The sequence below is a fragment of the Skermanella mucosa genome (assembly GCF_016765655.2).
Lineage (GTDB): Bacteria > Pseudomonadota > Alphaproteobacteria > Azospirillales > Azospirillaceae > Skermanella > Skermanella mucosa.
Window position 1 is genome coordinate 495,120 of sequence record NZ_CP086107.1, and the last position, 18,419, is coordinate 513,538.

An 18,419-nucleotide genomic window follows, 5' to 3' on the forward strand; every position below is an offset into this window, starting at 1 on the left:
GCTTCATGCCCCAGCGCGATGATAAGATCGGCGTACACTTCGGAAAGATCTCATCGGCAGTCTGGGACAGGATAAAGGATCAGCCCGGGGCCATCGTCGAGAACGCGGTGCCCCTGCTGGTCCGGACATACCGAGCCGGCACCCCCATCAACTACCAGCCGGCGATGAAGGCCGGGTTGTCGAAGAAGCTCTGGCTGACCCCGGAGACGGTGCAGATGCTGAACACGCTCAGCGAGGAAACCGGGCATCGCCGGACAACCCTGATCCTGACCGCCCTCGACCTGTATCTTGACGGCATCTACGAAAGCGCTGGGCCAAGGCAGATATCACAAGAACGCCGATGGTGATCCAGCCGCCCCAGGCGAAGAAAGCCGCCTCATAGGGCGCCAGGGCCCGGTCGATGGCTCCGAACACCATTTCGATGAGCAGCAACAGAGCCAAAGTGGACACATCGCGCTCCATCTCGATCCTCACAGCCGCCGGGAGCAGGTCTTTCCTCGATATTGGATCGATGCGATCTTGCCGCGGGTTCATCCGGCGCGCAAGGCGCTGAACCCGTTCGGGAACTCGGCGGTGCCGTGAAGTTCCTGCCGTACCGCCGCCCGGTTATTGGGCACAGCATTGGAACGGAGCGACTCAGGACGGTGTCCACCAGCGCCGGAGATCTCCTGGTCGAGGTCATCGGGCTGCCCAAGGCGGCCGACCACAGGGCGCTGCGCAGGGCCGGCCACAGCCGTGTCTTCGCGCGCCCGCTCTTTCTCTCCTGCCCTGGCGCTGTGCGGCGGTGATCAATCCCTGTCGGAGTTGGTCAGATCAACCACTACTGGGCAGTGGTCGGACAGGTGCCGGTAGGCGGCCGGCATCGCGGACCTGCTTAGCGGCGCGCATCGGGCGACCGCGCAGTACCCCGACACGCGAACTGTCTCCGGTCGCAGTTCGGTCATCGCCCGGGTCGCCACGATATGGTCCAGCCATCCTCCTGTGCCCTCGAAGTATTCGGTGCACTGCATCTCGGGCTTGAGGTGCCGGAACGCCACGGACTGGCGCCCGAGAACGGCCTCGACATCGGCGATCTCCCGACGGTCCGAGATCCCGCCATCCATGCCCATGGTATTCCAGTCACCGAGGATGACGATGTCCTGATCGGTGCGTGCCAGCTGGGCGGCGACATAGGCCACCCGGTCGCGAGCCCGTTCCCGGTGGCCCAGATCGCGCTCCGATCGGCCGGAGTCGGCGTGGACGACGATCAAGTGGAAATCGGGGCCGCCGCCAAGGCTGCTGACACGGGCATGGTAGCCGGGCCGGAGGTTGCCGGCACACGGGCTGTTGGGAGAGCGGGCGGCGCCGTTGAGACGCCATTCGTCCCGGGCATCCGCGACATGCATGGTCCCGGCATTCCAGAGGAACCCGACGTGCTGCGCGGTGGCGCCGCCGCACTGCTGGAATCCGGCGCGCCACGGATGGCCGGTCAGGTCGCCCAGGCGGCCGAGCAGCGCCTCCAGCGAGGCTTGCGCCTGCCGGGTGTCCAGCATTTCCTCGACCGCGACCAGATCGGTATCCAGCCACGTTATCGCGCAGGCCAGCCACTCTATGTCGGTCGGCGTGGCCCTGTCCTGCCCGGGAGCGCCGCCGATAGGAAACCAGCGGATGTTCCAAGTCGCGATACGACGGCTTCGCGGTTCCGCCTTGGGCAGCCGACCGCCGGCCTGGACGACGTCAAGGCAGCCGGTCCGGCTCGCCCACACCCGCGCTTCCTGATCCTGGAGGGCAGGCCGTTTGCCGGGCACGTTGGGAGGCGGCACGACACGACCGATGTAGCGGGGCACGATCCAGCCGGTCCGGCCGTCCGGCAGGCGAACGTTGAGCCAGTGCTTGTCCGCGGTAGCACCGATCACCTCCGCGCCGCTGCCATCGGCGATGCGTCCGGTCATGCTCGGGCGCGGTCCCGCATGCAGCGGCACGCCATGGGCATGCTCGGCGTTCAGCTCGATCGTATCCCCGACCTGCTGCGCCTCCGCGACCGGTATCAATGCCAGGACGACCAGTATCGCCGCCATGGCGTTGCGGAGGAGGAACGGCAAGGATACGGACCTGAAGGACTGCACTGGGTGAACCTCGTTTGATGTCGGAAAAAATCTCATCGCGACCGGTATAGGATCGTTGTCGGCACACAGGCCGACGGTTCCTTTGCCTGCCGACAAGCCACGTGTTCCTGCGCCACACGGGAAAGATGGCCGGGAAGGCTCCTTACCGGCACTCGATCCTGCCGTCGAGATAGGACACCCGTGTTCCCGGAGCGCAGTTCAGCAGCCCAGTCGCCGGTGGCGCCGCGGGTCGATTCTGTCCGGATCGGACTGGAACCTCAACGGGCTGACCGGTGATCGCGGCTCGTGCCTGCAATCCCGATAGAACGTCGGCGAAGCTGACAGGCTCGGATCCTGCCTCCTCGGCCGAAGGTTCAGCCGCGGCTGCCCCGGTCGCCCGAGCGAGCGAGTCCTGGGTGCCGACGCAGATGTTCTTGCCGTTCCACCGTATTGGAGCCGTTCCCGGCGGGCAGTCATCGGCACCGGCTCCGGCCCGCCGGTCCAGGTTGGAAGCCTCCCCGCCATCGGCAGGTCCCGGCCGCATCCCGATCGCCGGTTCGAGAGGCATTGGCGGTGGCGCCGGCGCTGCCGTCCGCAGTTTCGCCGGCTTGGCCGCCGCCAGGTCCTGGGAATCGGTCCTCCTCGCCCGGAATGTCGTTATGTCGGCTGCGGACACGTCGGAAGGATAGCACAAGGGGGACCGGCCGCCCGGGCGGCTGTAGGCGCTCGATCCACCACACCGGTGACCGTTTCCCTTCGAGTTGTAGGGGCACGGACAATTGCCGCTGTAGCCCGCGATCGACTGCTCGATCAGCAAACGCCTGATCGCATCGTCGGAGAGGCCTTGTGCGGATGCCTGCGGAACGGAGACAAGGAAAAGCCCGAGGAGTGCTACTATAAACTTCATGAACGGGAGTTCCGCCACAATCAGGGTGCTGCGGCAAGTGCAATCAAGGATATGGTCCGAGGCGATAAGCAAGTCCTGTGGCTTAATGAGGGCCTCGGCACCGAATAACAGGAAACGCCGTGAGGTGGAAGATGCATACCGGTCCACCGGGCAGCGAATGATGAAGTCCCGGCCGGACAGCGATCACGCACAGATACTTGGTGCTGTCACGAAGGGGTGCGGTAGTCCTCAAGCCGGTATCCCGCGGCGGCGGCACTGTCGATCCAGGCACCGACGATATCGTCGTGGGTTGGGCCGGCACGGACGTCCCGGCACCCATACAGGGAACCGTCATCTTCCCGGTAGGCGACAACGGTGCCATCCCCGTCTCGGGGTAGCAGCACCAGGGCCACGGGCCGGAGCGGCATCCGCTCCCAGTCTATCGTGCCGTCCATTGTGCACATGGCATCCTTCGTCATTGTTGGCCTGCGGTCCGCCGTCGGGGATGGCGCCGTACTCCGTCGCGGTCTGGGGCGATCATCATCGATCTACCGGTTCACGGCGGCTACCCCCCAGGAACTTCGGCGCGGTGCGACGTTTCGTCTGCAGGGTCCCTGCTTGCAAACGTATTCAGATTGAACCGATCTCATATACTATCTAATTTCGAGTAACAATATCCTGAACTACCACCGTAATGAACAACACCAGTTCCATCCCGGCACTTCTCCTGCGCGCGGCAACGGTGATCGTAACGGTGATAATCGCCGTCGCTTCCCTGTCACCACAGGCGCCGGCGGTCGCGACCGGCATCAGCGACAAGGTCGATCACCTCACAGCCTATGCCTGCCTTGGCTTTCTGCTGACCCTAGACTGGTCCCGGCGAACTTCCGGGCCGGTGATCATGGCGGCCGGTGCGGCGGTCGGCGCCGTGCTCGAACTGACCTTGCCCCACCAGACCGGACCGGGTGATGGCGTGCGGCCGGCTGATTGACCGGATCCAGGCATGCATCAGGCAGGCCGGCCGGCCGGCCGGTCGGTCGGCGTCAGCGGTATGACCAGCGGCGGCTGACGGTAAATATCCATTTCAGCGATATCGGGAGGATTAGCTCGATCTCTACCAGAGCAGGACGCCTTTAGGCATGCCAACGTCCTCACCCAAGTACATCTGGCGGGGGCAACCAATGGCTATGATCAAGGGTACGAATAACTCCGAGACCAAGTACGGCACGGCATTTGTCGATACTATCTACGGCTACGGCGGCAACGACAGCCTATACGGCCGGGCAGGTAGCGATACGATCTGGGGCGGAGTCGGCAACGACAAGATTTGGGGCGACGCCGGCAACGATACTCTGCGCGGCGAGGACGGGACGGACTTCGTCTATGGGGGCGACGGTAACGACCTGATCTATGGCGGATCCGGCAACGATACGCTCTACGGCGACGCGGGCACCGACACGATCTACGGCGGCGCCGGGAACGACGTCATCAAGGGCGGAACCGGAATCTCACATCTCTACGGCGGCAGCGGCAACGACTCCCTCTACTACGATCCGACAACCGAGAACATCAGCAAGCTCGGCAGCTATCTCTCGACGACGACGCTGGACGGCGGGGCCAACTACGACACGCTCTACGTCTACAGTCGCGCGACCTACACCGAGACCGGCACCGGCTTGGTCAAGCCCGCGCAGGTCGAGATAGATATCGGGTACGACACCAATACCCTCTACTTTGAGGGGCCGCGCCGGCAGGATCCATTCATCAAGGCTGGTACGTTCACGAACATCGAAAAGATCGTTGCCGGAGGCAACACGGCAATCGACTTCTGGGGCTCGCACGAAGACCGGGGCATGACGGTCATCGGCTCCAGCGCCAGGGACACGTTCAACAGCTCCTACGCGAACGACATTATGGACGGCGGCGCCGGCGATGATCGGTTCAACATGTGGGAAGGTACGGGCGTAGACATCATCTACAGCACCGAAACAGATAACGACACCTTCTACTTCACTGCATACGACGGTGCTGCAGCCAAGATCAACGGCTTCAACGGCGAGGGTGTAGCTCGCGGTGACAAGCTGATTTTCAGCGTCTATAAAGATATGTGGCCGGAGCCGCCGGAAAGCCTGCTTACAGTTTCGGAGAGTGGCAATAGGACCTTCTTCGACTTCGACAATGGCGCCATCTACGCCGAAGTCGATGCCGTCGGCCTGAAGCCGGGGCTCGATTACGCCTTCGAGGTCTTGTAGGCCGTTTAAGAGCCCGTTTGATAAATGACCTTGCCCCCGTGCAGCGCCTTCCATAGCGCCTGAGTTATGCCGCCAACGTTTTCTGCTGGCGACGCCAATTTTCCTCGAACGCCATCGGGCTTGTGTAGCCCAGGGTAGAATGCATTCTGTTCCGGCTGTAGAAGGTCAGCCAGTCAACAACCTCATCTTTGGCCTGGCGCCGGATCTCGAAGTGCATGCCATGCAGGCGTTCAACCTTCAACGAGCCGAAAAGCGTTTCCGTCACCGAGTTATCCCAACAGTTTCCCTTGCGGCTCATCGATCCGCGTATGCCGTAGCGGCGCAAGGTCGCTTGGAAATCGGTACTGGCATATTGCGAGCCTTGATCCGAATGGAAGATCAAACCTTTCGCCGGCTGTCGCCGGAACCATGCCATGGTCAGGGCATCGATCACGAGGTGTCGTGTCATGCGCTCGCCCGTCGCCCAGCCGACCACTTGCCGGCTGAACAGGTCGATGACGACGGCCAGGTACAACCAGCCTTCCTGCGTAGCAATATACGTGATGTCGCCGGTCCACACCAGATCCGGCCGTTTCGGCTGGAAGTTACGGTTCAGCAGGTTGTCCGAGACTGGTAAGCCATGATTGCTGTCGGTCGTCGCTTTGTATTTCCGCTTTGACCGCGCCCGAATGGCGTTGTCGTGCATCATCCTGCGCACCCGTTCCTTACCGACCCGAAAGCCTCGATGCCGCAGCTCACGCCAGATCCGAGGTCATCCATAGGCGCCCCTGGTTTCGGCATGGATCGCCTTGATGTGGGTCAGCAGGGCCATGTCACTGACGCGCCCCACGTCCTTGTCGGGGATTCTTGTCCGACGCAGGTATTGATGAAATCCTCTGGCACTGACATCCAGGACAGAGCGTTGTATCGAGACAGGCCAGTCCCGTCGGTGCCGCTCGATAAAGGCGTACTTCACAGCGACTCCCTGGCGAAGTACGCCGCTGCTTTTTTAATATGTCGCGCTCCATTTTTACACGCGACAATTCCGTTCGTAGACGACTGATTTCCATTTGTTCAGCACTGACTGCCGGTGTAACAGAACTTTTCAACCCACCGTTGCCGGCTGCCTTGACCCAGTTATGTGACGTCTGCTCCGACAGGCCGAGATTCCTGGCGACCGTCGCCACCCGCTCGCCACCGGTGACCAGACGAACGGCCTCTTCCTTGAACTCCAGCGTGTAGCGTGCCCTTGTTGATTTCGTCATTCCGCCTCCATCCTCTCGCCGATCTTATCCGGCTATGGGAGGCGCTGCACGGGGGCAAGGTCAAAATGCTTAAAAACTCATCATGTTGTAGGTCTTTCGAATGATCAAACGGGCTCTTAAACCGCGAAATGGATTACGCTTTGGTTAACGGTATTGTTCCCGACCCGACGGCTCCCGCCCTCCCCCGCCTTGCCATCACTTCCCAAACCGGCAACTCACACCGGATGGGCCATGGCGAACTCGTCGAGCACGAGGTGGACCCACTCGTGGAAATGGACCGCCTCGACCGACGTCCCCGGCAGCTTCGACCGGGGAGACCTGTCGGCGGCCTTGCGCCGGGCCAGGTTCAGCCACCGCTGCCGCTGCTGGGCCACCATGTTGCTGAGCGAGAACATGGCCCTGCAGTTGGGCTGGTCCAGGTCGCGGCCCAGGGCTTCGGTCCAATCCGCCGGACGGCCCTGCTGCACGGCCAGGACCAAGTCCCCGAACATGGTGGTCAGCCAGCGCTCGAACACCCGGGCGGGCCGGTCGACCTTGACGCCGTGCCGGGCGCACCATTCCGCCCAGGCCACCACCAGGTCGTCGATCGGCGCGTGGCCGTAATCGGCGCGCAGACGCTCGCGGGTCTGGGCCGTCAGCCTGCGGGCCAATGCTGCCGGATCGATCTCGCAAGCAGGATCGACCGCCGGCAGGTCGAGGGTGAGCTGCCCTGGCAGGTCCTGCGGCTCGGCCTCCATCTTGGCGGGCGGAAGCGCGCTGCTCGGTCCTTCCACCACGAAGGTCACATGGGTCCGCCGCCGCGTCCGCTCATCCGCGATCAACTCGTAGCGGACGCGGAAGGCGGCATACCGGTTGATCTCGTCCACGGCCACCTTGAGCACGCGACGCTCGAACGCCGCCCAGGAGTCGTAACTCGCCGCGGCCGCGTTCAGCACCTGCCTCAGATCGCCCACCGACACCGTCCAGGAAAAGGTCTCGCGGTCGGCATTGGCGCAGAGGAGCTGGTAGAGGCGGTGGCTGTAGCCGGAGGTGAGCTTGGCCAGCACCTTCAGCTGCACCAGGAACCGCTCGCCCCGCGTGGACATCAGCTTCTCCAGCTCGGGACTGAAGCGCCAATACACGATGCCCTGGTTCTCGGGCACATCGGACAGGGTGACGAGGCTGATGTTCATGTGGCGGAGATTGTCGTCGCCCGGCGCGAAGTAGCCGATCGTGATGACCGACCCCTGCAGCTTCCGGGCCGCCGCCAGAAGGCTCTTGTTGCTCTTATGCCCTTCCCATCCCATCGCCCGCTTCATGTCGGTCGCGAGAGCGGAGTAGAGCATCGTGCCGGGAGACGACTTGCCGCTGGCGACGACGCTCACCACGGCGTCGGTGGCGTGGGCCAGCATGGCGTCGAGGAGCTTGCGGTCGGTGACCGACAGCTCTGGATCCACGACCTCGATCAGTTCCCGCACCTTCAGGAAGCTGGGATCGCCGTGGATCCAGTTCGACACGGCCAGCGGGCTGGTCCTCAAGGCCGGATCCGGCGGCAGGACCTCCGGCACCTTGCCGGTGCCGGCCGGACCGGTAGCACCCCTGCCGCAGCCGCCCAGCGCGGCATCGAAACTGTCGGTATCGAAATCCTGCACGAGAACCTCTCCCGGGGCCCGCTCCATGATGGCCCCCAGGACGTCATGGTGACCTGTTCGGGGCCATCCTGACAACCCGTCGAAAGGCGGCGGGTTGTCCAACATGACGCGCCGGGGGCCATAAAGGCGCCAGCAGCACCGAACAGGGCGACTTGGAGGCCAGCCAAACCCCCGCGTCATCCCGGGCTGAGGCCATCACGGCCTCCTATACGTCACGATGACCTGTCCGGGTCCATGATGGCGCCCGCACTGAACGCCCATGCACGCCGATTCGGCAGGTGTGCGGGATGGTCGATCGCACCGCGTCATCCCCAAAGCCCTTCCTTCGCGGCCATGGGCGCCGACCGAAAGGGTGACATTGAAGCGTCAGAACGGTTTCGACGCCACCGACGCCCCAGGCACGTCAGGGTGACGTATCCGAGGGCATGATGGCTGATCCTCCAGGATCTTCCGGATGCCATCATGCCCCCAAACACGTCACCCCCCTCCCAGGGCACGCTTTTGGAGCCATCATGCCTCCAACTACGTCACCTTGACGTCCCGGGGGGCATGATGGCGCCTTGGTCGAGAACCCCGCGGACCCGGGCAAGCCCAACGAACCAGTGCCCAGGGGCATTCCGATCGATGCGGAGTTGCGATTCGCAGGGTGACGCGACGGGGGGGTTGATGGCAGGCGGAAGCTCGCACCACCATGCCCCACGACCCGTCACCCTGACGCCGCTGACGGCATGATGGCAGGTGCGCCGGCGCCTTTATCCACCCCTGGCCGTCACCATGACGCGGTGGGGGCCATATTGGCGGGGAAAAACCGAACATCAGCGTGTGAATCGGTCGGTAGACCCCATGAGGGAGCGGGCCATCCGGATGCGGTCCTCCTCCATGCCCGGTCCCGGCGGCAGTCGAACGATCGCCGGACGGGAGATGGTCAGGACGGATCGCGCCGAGATGACGACGACCCGACCCGATTGACGACTTGAAAGGATTTGCTGCATGGAATGCCGTTCCAGGCAGAGGATCGGGCTCGTTCCGGCCCGTTATCTGGACCACCCCGACCTGGGCGCCGCCGACCTGGCCGTCCTGTTCGTCCTCTGCGCCCATGCCGACCGACACGGCCTGTGCTGGCCTTCGCAATCCACGATCGCCGCCAAGTCGAAGCTCGACCGCAGTACCGTCAACCGTATCCTGGCGAAGCTCGTGGATCTCGCGTTGATCGCGAAGGGCCGGCATCCGAACCCGAGGATCCGCACCTGCACCTACCGTCTTGCGGGGCATGAAGCCCTGTTCCGGATCTTTTCCGACGACCTGGACAGCGAGCCCGAAAGGGCGGGCCCTTCGCCTTCGAAGGATCTACCGGCCGAGCATCTGTCGGCGGAGGCTGCTGTCGTCCAGCGCGACACAGAACACCTTGAACAACAAACCTCTCCCCCTGGAGGCGCTGGCGCGCGGGAGGCGGGAAATTCCGGGACCGGCATGACGGTCGCGGCAGAACCGACGGTCCTGGGCGACGATTGGACGCCCGACCCGTCCGACCTGGTATTCGCCCGCGACCACCGGAGCGACCTCACGCCGGAAGACGTCGCCCTGGTTACCCGCAAGTTCATCCTCCATCACGGCGGCAGGCCGCTCACCGACCCGTCGAGCCTGTTCCGCCGCTGGCTGCTCACCGAAAGGAAGACGCATGCGTGCCCCGACGCTTCCCGCGACCCCCGACGCCCTGCCCCGCGCTCCGGTTTCCCCCGAGGCGGCGCGACCCAGGGGCCTGCCGGCCAAGCCCGATTTGACGCCTGGGCTCGCGCGGCTGCTGAACGGCGAGCGCGTTACGCTCACCACGCCTGATCCCGGCGACGACACGGCGCCCTGCCGGCCCGATTTCGTGGGGACCGCCGAGAAGCCGTGGCACCCCGCTCCCCTGCCCGCCTGCCAAGTCACGGAGGCACGGCGGATACTTGCCGGGTTCGACGACTACCTGCGTCCGCAGGACTGGGACGAGAACGGGAGGGCCATGCGGGCCATCGCCGTCCTGCTGTCCAGATACAGGCAAGCTGACAGGCCTCCGGAGATGGAGGAGGATATCGCCGCGGAGTGGGGCGAGGATGTCGAGGAATACCCACTCTGGGCGGTCCAGGAAGCCTGCCGCAGTTGGCGGCGCGATCCGAACAACCGCCGGGCTCCCCATCCGGGGGAGTTCCGGACCCTGTGCGAGTCGCTGGTCCGGGAAGCCCGGCAGCAGCGGGACCGCCTGAAGCGCTGCCTGGAAATGCCCCCCTTGCTGGAAGCGCCGAGACCGCTTTCGGCGAAGGACCGCGCCGCCCTGGAGGACCGCCGGAGGGCGGAACGACAGGCCGAGATCGCGCGCTTCGAGGAGATCAAGGCGCGGCTGGTGGCAGAGGGCAAATGGCCCGGCAGGATCGCCGGTACTCCCCTTCCCTCTCCCGACGAGGCTGCCGGTCCGCCGCCGGATCCCGCATCGGAGCCGTCCGGCGGACGGCTGCCGGACCGCTCAGTCGCCGACGATGTCGACTCCGCGATGCGCAGTATCCTGGACGCCGCCGCCCTCCAGGAGGCGGATGCTGTCCTCGACTTCCGCCAGGGCGCGGCGGAGACGGTCGCGCTGAGCCTTCAGCCGGCGCAGGTCGAGGGTGCCTTGGCGGGGCTTGGCGGCGCGCAGCGAGCGCTTGAAATCGATGATGTCCTTGCGCCCGATGTCCGGCCGCACGAGGCCGGACTGACGGGCGCGCTTGATCTCCTCGTCGGACAGGGTGGTCAGCTGGTAGGCGACGGAATAGGACGGAGGGATCTCCTCCTCGACCAGCTTCCGCTCCTCCACCGCCTTGGCGATGGCGATCATCTGGCTGGCGATCGGGCGCGAAAACGGCAGTCCCTCGATCAGCCGCTCGAAACGCCCTGGCTGGTCCTCAAGCTTCTCCAGGGCGTTCAGCAGGTTGCGGCCGATCGCCAGCACGCGCTGACGGGTTTCACGCCAGAGGCGGTCGAGATGCTCCCGGAACGCGTCGACATCCTCGGGATCGACGATGCGCTCGAGGCCGGCGTCCGGCGCGACCGGCACGGCGCGGGTCTCCTCCGGGTCGCCGATGAAGGACAGCGCCCGGGTGTCGGCGACGGCGGCCTTCTTCTTCGCCTGAGTAAGACTGACCATCACAGCCTCATTTCGTTACGGACGAAGTGCCACAGCCCGATGCAGTCGTCGCGGCCCTTGGCATTGTCGATGTCGACCGCGGATAGGCCCTGGTCGGCGAAGGAATGGATGTGCTCGAGATCGGGAATGTCCACCGGGCAGAGACGGCCCTCCTTCAGGAGCAGCTTCTTGGCGTCGCGAAACGCCACCGTCCCCCGCTTCACGCGGTTCATGACGAACGCGGCCTCCTTGCCGTAGTGCTTCATCACGCCCATCCAGGGTATGGCGGAGCGGCGGTCGTCGAAGGTCATTCCCGTCGGCAGGAGGACGAAGTCCGCCAGGCCGATCAGGCGGATCACCGCGTCCCGGTAGGCCTGGACGGCGTTGGGCGTGTCGATCACGACGAGATCGTAGCCGGTCAGCTTCTCGATCTCCTCGGGAGCGGTCGTGATGTCCATCGGGAAGCAGTCGAGCTTCGCAAGGCTCTCGTAGCCGGATTCGTCCCGCAGGGTATGCCAGGCGGCAAGGCTTCTCTGGTCGTCGGTATCGACGAGCGCCACCCGCAGTCCGTCCAGGCTCGCGGCGACCCCGACGATGCGGCTGCATCCTGTCTTGCCGATGCCGCCCTTGCTTCCGGAAATGAGCAGCTTCCGCGGTAGCTTGGCCGTTTCCGCGACCGCACCGTCCGGTGCCGGCGTTCCACTGGTTTTCTTCGACCTGGGTTTCTTCATCATGACCGCATCGTCCACCATGGCCACCCCCTGGTGATTGGTAATCCCGACGGTCTTATAGGAAACGGCAAGTCAAGAACAGCAGCATGACGCGGCGGCGACGCGGTTGACCGGCCGGTGTGTCCCGTTTACCCGGTAAACGGGTTCGCAGCGGCAAGACGGGGCGTCACAAGAGACCCGCATGTGACGACTTGATGAGCACCATGAACGCGTTTCGCGGCGGCAGTTGAGTACTGCGGAAGCTGCGGAAGCTGCGGAGCTGCCTGGCAGGCTGAGTACCGGCCGGACTTTGAGCGGGCCGCACGCCGCGGTGGTCGTCCCCCGCCAGGCAAGCATTGGGTGGACGACAAGAAGCGACCGCTCAGGGCAGCGCCGGATATGGTCCGGAAAAGGAGTCTGGTCCTGGATGAACAGGACGGGATCGTGGGACCGGCCGGCGGTTTGTCGAACCCGGCCTCGGTGGGCGCCGTGAGCACCCCGAGGGTGGCCCCCTCGCTGTCGAGCAGCCGGTAGGCCGCCTTCAGGTCGGTCATGCCGGCCACCTGCCGGGGCAGGTTCTGATCGCTGTGCTCGCCCTGGCCTCCAGCGCCACGGCCCACCGGATCCGCCGGCGATCTTCCAGGTCACACGTCGACCACTGCTCTTCCGCCCGTCGCCTCCAGCAGGCAAACCACGATCAACACTGAGTCGACAGCCAAGCGCGGTGTTCACCCCCATGAGGGACTGAGATGGGCGTAACGTTATGGGCTCCAGCCAAGGGCTTGCGCGCCGCCAACGGCCCGTGCTCCGTCATGTTGCACAGGGCAGCCGATGGGTCGAGGGAGCGACCGTCGTGAACAGGTTGGGATAGCCATGCACCTGGAGGCCCATGGTGGTGCGGATGTCCCTGCCCCGGGCCTGCCGGAGCGGGCGCCCTCCCCGCCTGCGGATGTCGATCCGGGTCAGGGCTCTGGCGCCCGAATCAAACCCCGTCGCGAGGGTGATGATATTCAACTCATGGAGTGTGTCGTCGGCGGTCCTGATGCCATCCGGGGTCATGCACTCGATTGCGTTGCAGGCGATGCCGACGGCTTCGACATTCGGGGGGTGATAGACTTCGAGATGACCAGCCTCCAGCGGGACGCGGCGAGGTCCGAACCCGTAGCCGGGCGGAACGTGAAGAACACAGAGCCTTGGGTCCTTCAGCTGTGCCCTCCTCTTCCCGCGCACGAATTTGGAGATTTCCTCGCTGACCGCTTCTTCGAAGAACATCTCCGCCAAGGAGGCAAGCCAGAGCTTCAGCAAGCCCTTTTCGTAGTTTTTTCCAGCACCTCGCGGCGGCGCGCCGGCGTCAGATCCGTCCATCTGTGCTGTAAATCGTACCCTAAGCCGGTGTAAGGTGTGCGGAAGAGTCGCTTCCAGTTCGTCGAATCACTCCTTGTAAGCCACCACGTCGGAAGCCGTACCGACGTTTCCTCATGGGCAAGACCTACTGGGGCGTCCGCCCGAGAACCTTCGAATACCCGACCTCCGCAGCGATGACCTGGATACCGGTCGCCCCCACGACGGCGACGCCGACGCGCGTGCCGACGAACTCGACCCGCTCGCAAGGCTACCGCGCGGTGTCCAGGATCGGTCCCCTGAAACCATCGCGGCCGGGGAACGGATCGCTCAGCGGAGCCGAGAGCATCCAGCAGCAGGTGATCAGGAACCGGATGTCGATGCTCTCGCCACGGCTGGTCGCGACCGTCCAGCAGGCGGCGTCCTTGTTCTAAAGGGCACTGTTGGTGGCCGTCCCGAACTGGATGTCCCTGCGGACGTCGAGGAGGTCGGCGACGTCGTGCATCCACCGTTCTACTTCCGGCTGTCCAGGGTACCGCTCGCGGCGGCTTCATCCCTGGTACCGATCCTCCGCGAGAAGGTATTGGTAGATACAGGCATCGGTGTCGAGGCGTGCCCCCCGCATAGCGCTTAGAGTAACAGGTGCCGCCGACATCGGACGCGCTGTCAAACGCCTTGGCGCTAAGCCCCTGGTTCCTGAGAGAATGCAGCTGGTATAGCCCCGCAATGCTGGCGCCGACGATCGTCGCGTCCAGCCTTCCCTGGAGCGGTTTCGGCCCAGTCCAACCCGAACAATCGATGTCCGCAGCCATTCTGCCGTTTCCCCGTTATTATTTTGTCGGACCGCCGTTGTGGTCAGCCGGGGCCGGGAGACGCGCTGCATCGTCCCGGGATCTGGCAGTCGGCGCGCACGCAGGCAGGATGCCGGTACCGCAAGCCAGCTGTAACGAACGCTTCCTGACGTTCGCCGGGTGATCGCGTCAGGAACATCTATGTGGCCGGGATAGAGCTGGCCCGGGATGTTGCGTCGCCGCGCCGCGCGTTTCGTGGAAGGGCAGGGCCGCGCGGTCGGTCGCGAGGCACTTTCGAGGATCGCCGTTCAGAGGGCAGTATCTCTCCGTTTACCTGGTAAACGGGGACGACCGCCGTCGGTAGAAGCTCAGATCGGCTGGTCTTTCTGACAGGTGGGTTGGCCGCTCATCCCGTGAGTAAGTCCGGGGGCAAACCGCGGACGCGTGGACCGGGATCACGCAGCCCATGGTGTCCCCCGTTCCGCACGGCGCCAGTCGCCCTGACGATGTCGGCCTGTCGCGCATCGGGAGGGATCTTTAGGACATGCTCATGGGAGCGCACCGCGTGGCCCGAGAGCCGCCAGGCGGTCCTCCTGCTGACCTAGGATCTCGGCCAAGCTGCCCCCGATCACGGGCGCCAAGGCCTGCCCGACCCGTTCGCCACGACCGCGAATCGGGTGTCATACCGGACCCAACAATCCGTGGCCAAGAGTCAGCTGACCGAGCACGGGACGTTGGCGGCGCGCAAGCCCTTTGCTTGAGCCATGGGGACAACGCCGCCCCTCTCCGCAGGCGAAAACGAAAGATGGAAAGCAGATATACAGAGCCCTAGAATCACACGATGCGTGCCAAGACCCCCTCCTTCATCGCCGAGTTCCCGCTGCGCACCACCGCCGCGGACGAGCGAACGCTGGAGGTGCGCCTGGAAGCGGCCCGCCACGTCTACAATGCCTGCCTGGGTGAAAGCCTGAGGCGTCTCGCCCTGATGCGCCATTCGAAGGACTGGCAGGCGGCCCGCGCCATGGCCAAGGGCAAGCAGCGAACAGCACTGTTCAAGTCGACGATGCAGCGCTTCGGGTTTTCCTCGGCGTCCATCCAGAAGCACGCAGAGGCGTGCCGGGACGCCTGCTGGCTGGGTGACCACATCGGCAGCCACGATACCCAGACCACGTCCTTGCGCGCCTTCAAGGCGGTGCAGATGCACGCCTACGGCAAGCGCGGCCGGCCGCGCCTCAAGGGCCGGAACCGCTTGCACTCGGTCGAGGGCAAGGGCGACGCCGTGATCCGGCTCCGCTGCCAGGACGAGAGGCCGGTCGTGCTGTGGGACGGTCTCGTGCTGCCGCTGATGCTCGACCCGCGCGACCGCGACCGCTGGCAGGAGCAGGCGCTGTCGTGCCGCACCAAGTACGTCCGCATCCTGCTGCGCAGCGTGCGCGGCAAGACGCTCTGGTATGCGCAACTGGTGCAGGAGGGATTGGCCCCGCGCAAGGAGCGCCTGCCGCTCGGCGACGGTGTCGTCGGCCTGGACCTCGGTCCTAGCACCATCGCCGCCGTGTCGGACACCGACGCCACGCTGGAGCCGTTCTGCCCCGGCGTGGCCGACATGGACGCGGTGATCCGCCGCCTGCAGCGCGCCCTGGACCGGTCGCGGCGCGCCACCAACCCCGACGCCTTCAACGACGACGGCACGTATCGCCCGGGTGCCCGGATCACGGTGCGCTCGCGCCGTTACCGCGAACTCGCGGCGAAGAGGGCAGACCGCGAGCGGCGCCTGGCGTCGGAACGCAAGCGGGCGCAGGGCGAACTCGCCAACCGCGTGCTGGCCTGGGGCAACCTCATCAAGACGGAGAAGGTGAGCTACAAGAGTTTCCAGAGGAATTTCGGCCGGAGCGTGAAGCGGCGCGCGCCTTGCCTGTTCGTCTCGACGCTGAAGCGCAAGGCTGCGAGTGCCGGCGTTTCGGTGGTCGAGTTCGCGACGCGGACGACGCGACTGTCGCAGTTCAGCCATGACACGGGCGGGTACGTGAGGAAGCCGCTGTCGCAGCGGTGGCACGTGTTCGCCGACGGCAGCCGGGTGCAGCGCGACCTGTACTCGGCCTGGCTGGCGCGCTTCGTCGACCGGGACAGGCTCGACGCATCCCGGTGCCGACGGCACTGGGCGGCTGCGGAACCGCTGCTGAGACGGGCGGCGTCGGGCTTGAAGCAATCCGCGAGCGGGGCGGGCTTTGCCCGTCCCCACGCCCGCCCCGGCAACGGGGGTGTCGTCGGAGCGGATCGTCCGTCGCAGGGGGAGGGCCGCTGGAACGAGGCCGCGGATGCTGTAGCGCAAGCGAGAGCCGCGGAGAGTTCCGGCACACGCACCCCCAGAACTCCCGCCTTATAGGGCTGGAGAGGTTCAGCCCCCTGCTGTTCGATCCGGGCGAGAAGTGGGAATACGGGAGCAACATCGACGGGTGCGGGCAAGTCGTCGAGGGCATCACCGGCCAGAGGCTGGGAGAAGTCCTCACGACGCGCATCTTCGAACCGCTCGGCATCCGAGACATGACGTTCGAACTCGATGACGGGCTTCGGCGCAGGCTTGCCGGGATGCATGCGCGCAATCCGGACGGCTCCCTGACGCCGATGGACTTCGAGCTGCCTGCAAATCCCGAGGTCCACATGGGCGGCCATGGCCTCTACGGGACGGTCGGCGACTACATGCGGTTCATACGCATGTGGCTCAAGGACGGGCAGGGGGAGCACGGGCGCGTCCTCAAACCCGAAACCGTGGCCATGGCCGAGAAGAACCATCTCGGCGACATGAAGGTCTCCATGCTTCCCGGCGTGATCCCGTCGCTGCCCACGACGCGGAGTTGTTCCCCGGCCTGTCGAAATCCTGGTCCTTCACCTTCATGGTCAACGACGAGGAGGCGCCTACCGGAAGGCCTGCCAAATCCCTCGGATGGGCGGGGCTGGCCAACCTGTTCTACTTCATCGACCGGAAGAACGGCTATGGCGGGTTCTGGGCGACGCAGATCCTGCCCTTCGGCGCCCGCGTGTCGTTCAGCGGGTATGTGGACTTCGAATCCGCCCTCTATTCCTGCCTGAAGCGGACCAAGGCCGCCTGACCCCTGCTGGACCCCGGCCCGGATCGCCGGGCTTGGCCGGTCTCGCGGATCACCGCATCTCCGCGTCCGCGCACTTCCGGCAGGAGCGCGGTGCCCAGGCCCGGCCCGGTGGGCGCTTGCACCATGCCGTTCACGATCACCGGAAGGTCGGTGACAAGATCCCGGTACCACGTGGCCAGGGTCGCCCTGACGACCTCCTGGAAGATCGCGGTCGGGGCGTGCAGGCCCAGATGAAGGCCCGCGATCAGGGTCACCGGCCCGGTACAGTCGTGGGGCGCCAGCGGCTTGGCGTAGGCCTCGGCCAGGGCCGCGATCTTGCGCCCCTCCGTCAACCCGCCGCACCAGGCGAGATCGAGCATGACGACGTCGACCGCGTCAGCCTCCAGCATGCCCCGGAACGAGACGGCGCCGCCCAGCGTCTCGCTGCCGCAGACGGGCACCCGTGTGCGGCGGCGCAGGTCGGCCAGGGCCTTCGCATCGCTCATCTTGGCGATCGGGTCCTCGACCCAGAAGACGTCGAACTCTTCCAGCGCCTGGCAGATCCGGAGGGCGGCGCCGGCACTCCACAGGCTGTGCAATTCGCACATGATGTCGATCCTGTCGCCGACCGCGGCACGGACCCTGCGGAACGGCTCGATCCCGGCCTTCAGGTCGGCCAAGCCGATCATCTGGCCGCCCGAAGCATCGGCGTAGATATCGAGCGGCCAGATCTTCATGGCCGTGAATCCTTCCGCCAGGAGGCTTTCCGCTAGACCGCCGGCGTCGCGCATGAAGGCGATCTGATCGTCATAGGGGCCGGCAGGAGCGTCCGCGGCGTGGATGGCGCGGCGCGCGACGCCGCCGCTGTTGTAGGCATAGCCGGCGCAGGTGTTATAGGCGCGGATCTCCGTCCGGACCGCCCCGCCCAAAGCCTCGTGCACCGGAACTCCATGACGCTTTCCCGCGAGATCCCACAGGGCGAGATCGATGGCGCTGGCCGCGCGCATCTCGGCCCCGGTGCTGTGGAACCCCAGGTAGGGCGTCATCAGATGGCGCGATACCGCTTCGATGCGGCGGGAATCGCGGCCGACCAGCCAAGGGGCGACCTGCTCGTGGACCACCGCCTCGACGGCCTGGGCGCCGCGGAAGCTTTCGCCGAGACCGGTCAGGCCCTCGTCCGTCTCGATCTCGACCCAGATGAGGTTGGGCCGTTCCGCGATGCGGATCGTGCGGACGCAGTGCACCTTCGACATTCCTG

The 18,419-nt window shown here is 65.4% G+C and carries 13 protein-coding genes and 3 pseudogenes; 7 read left to right on the plus strand and 9 right to left on the minus strand.

Going from position 1 to position 18,419, the window contains the following annotated elements; genetic code table 11:
• Positions 1–5 precede the first annotated feature (5 nt).
• A complete protein-coding gene (locus JL100_RS32200) occupies positions 6–347 on the plus strand; it encodes a hypothetical protein (protein ID WP_202685299.1) in 342 nt (113 codons plus the stop codon).
• Between the two features lie 441 nt (positions 348–788).
• Here the strand turns inward: JL100_RS32200 and JL100_RS32205 are convergent, their stop codons facing one another.
• Positions 789–2,081 carry an endonuclease/exonuclease/phosphatase family protein gene (locus JL100_RS32205; protein ID WP_202685300.1) on the minus strand — a complete coding sequence of 431 codons (1,293 nt, stop codon included), beginning with the start codon at positions 2,079–2,081 and terminating at the stop codon, positions 789–791.
• Positions 2,082–3,197: 1,116 nt separating this feature from the next.
• Complete coding sequence (locus JL100_RS32210) at positions 3,198–3,434, minus strand: hypothetical protein (protein ID WP_228421549.1); 237 nt, start codon at positions 3,432–3,434, stop codon at positions 3,198–3,200.
• A gap of 230 nt (positions 3,435–3,664) precedes the next feature.
• Here JL100_RS32210 and JL100_RS32215 point away from each other — a divergent pair, with 230 nt between their 5' ends.
• Together JL100_RS32215 and JL100_RS32220 are read left to right on the plus strand one after the other, a co-directional pair.
• Positions 3,665–3,961: a VanZ family protein gene (locus tag JL100_RS32215; RefSeq protein ID WP_202685302.1), complete on the plus strand. Its 297-nt coding sequence runs from the start codon at positions 3,665–3,667 to the stop codon at positions 3,959–3,961.
• Between the two features lie 190 nt (positions 3,962–4,151).
• On the plus strand, positions 4,152–5,222 hold the full coding sequence (locus JL100_RS32220) for a calcium-binding protein (RefSeq protein ID WP_202685303.1): 1,071 nt from the start codon (positions 4,152–4,154) through the stop codon (positions 5,220–5,222).
• Positions 5,223–5,286: 64 nt separating this feature from the next.
• Here JL100_RS32220 and JL100_RS32225 read toward each other — a convergent pair.
• Positions 5,287–6,466 (minus strand): annotated as a pseudogene (locus tag JL100_RS32225) (IS3 family transposase).
• Between the two features lie 215 nt (positions 6,467–6,681).
• Positions 6,682–8,097, minus strand: a complete 1,416-nt coding sequence (locus JL100_RS32230) for a replication initiation protein (protein ID WP_202685304.1) — start codon at positions 8,095–8,097, stop codon at positions 6,682–6,684.
• Positions 8,098–9,087: 990 nt separating this feature from the next.
• Between JL100_RS32230 and JL100_RS32235 the strand changes: the two genes are divergently transcribed.
• Positions 9,088–9,933, plus strand: coding sequence for a helix-turn-helix domain-containing protein (locus tag JL100_RS32235; protein WP_202685305.1), 846 nt, complete (start codon positions 9,088–9,090; stop codon positions 9,931–9,933).
• Positions 9,934–10,597: 664 nt separating this feature from the next.
• On the opposite strand, the gene JL100_RS32240 is transcribed toward JL100_RS32235, so the two are convergent.
• The 3 genes from JL100_RS32240 to JL100_RS32250 form a co-directional block, all read right to left on the minus strand.
• A complete protein-coding gene (locus tag JL100_RS32240; protein WP_202685306.1) occupies positions 10,598–11,254 on the minus strand; it encodes a hypothetical protein in 657 nt (218 codons plus the stop codon).
• Positions 11,254–11,967 (minus strand): ParA family protein, encoded by a 714-nt coding sequence (locus JL100_RS32245; protein WP_228421551.1) that lies wholly within the window; start codon positions 11,965–11,967, stop codon positions 11,254–11,256. The genes JL100_RS32240 and JL100_RS32245 overlap by 1 nt, the downstream gene beginning before the upstream one ends.
• Positions 11,968–12,753: 786 nt before the next feature.
• Positions 12,754–13,308: an NAD(P)/FAD-dependent oxidoreductase gene (locus JL100_RS32250; RefSeq protein ID WP_202685318.1), complete on the minus strand. Its 555-nt coding sequence runs from the start codon at positions 13,306–13,308 to the stop codon at positions 12,754–12,756.
• A gap of 113 nt (positions 13,309–13,421) precedes the next feature.
• Between JL100_RS32250 and JL100_RS32255 the strand changes: the two genes are divergently transcribed.
• The gene (locus JL100_RS32255) at positions 13,422–13,718 is read left to right on the plus strand and encodes a hypothetical protein (protein WP_228421552.1); all 297 of its coding nucleotides are present in this window, start codon (positions 13,422–13,424) and stop codon (positions 13,716–13,718) included.
• A 180-nt stretch (positions 13,719–13,898) separates the two neighbouring features.
• Here JL100_RS32255 and JL100_RS36935 read toward each other — a convergent pair.
• Positions 13,899–14,096, minus strand: a pseudogene (locus tag JL100_RS36935) (NAD(P)-binding protein); the annotation flags it as partial.
• An 820-nt stretch (positions 14,097–14,916) separates the two neighbouring features.
• Between JL100_RS36935 and JL100_RS32260 the strand changes: the two are divergent.
• A complete protein-coding gene (locus JL100_RS32260; RefSeq protein ID WP_228421554.1) occupies positions 14,917–16,458 on the plus strand; it encodes a hypothetical protein in 1,542 nt (513 codons plus the stop codon).
• A 14-nt stretch (positions 16,459–16,472) separates the two neighbouring features.
• Positions 16,473–17,182 (plus strand): annotated as a pseudogene (locus JL100_RS32265) (serine hydrolase domain-containing protein); the annotation flags it as partial.
• On the opposite strand, the gene JL100_RS32270 reads toward JL100_RS32265, so the two are convergent.
• Positions 17,149–18,414, minus strand: coding sequence for a mandelate racemase/muconate lactonizing enzyme family protein (locus JL100_RS32270; protein WP_202685310.1), 1,266 nt, complete (start codon positions 18,412–18,414; stop codon positions 17,149–17,151). The pseudogene JL100_RS32265 and the gene JL100_RS32270 overlap by 34 nt on opposite strands.
• Positions 18,415–18,419: the final 5 nt, after the last annotated feature.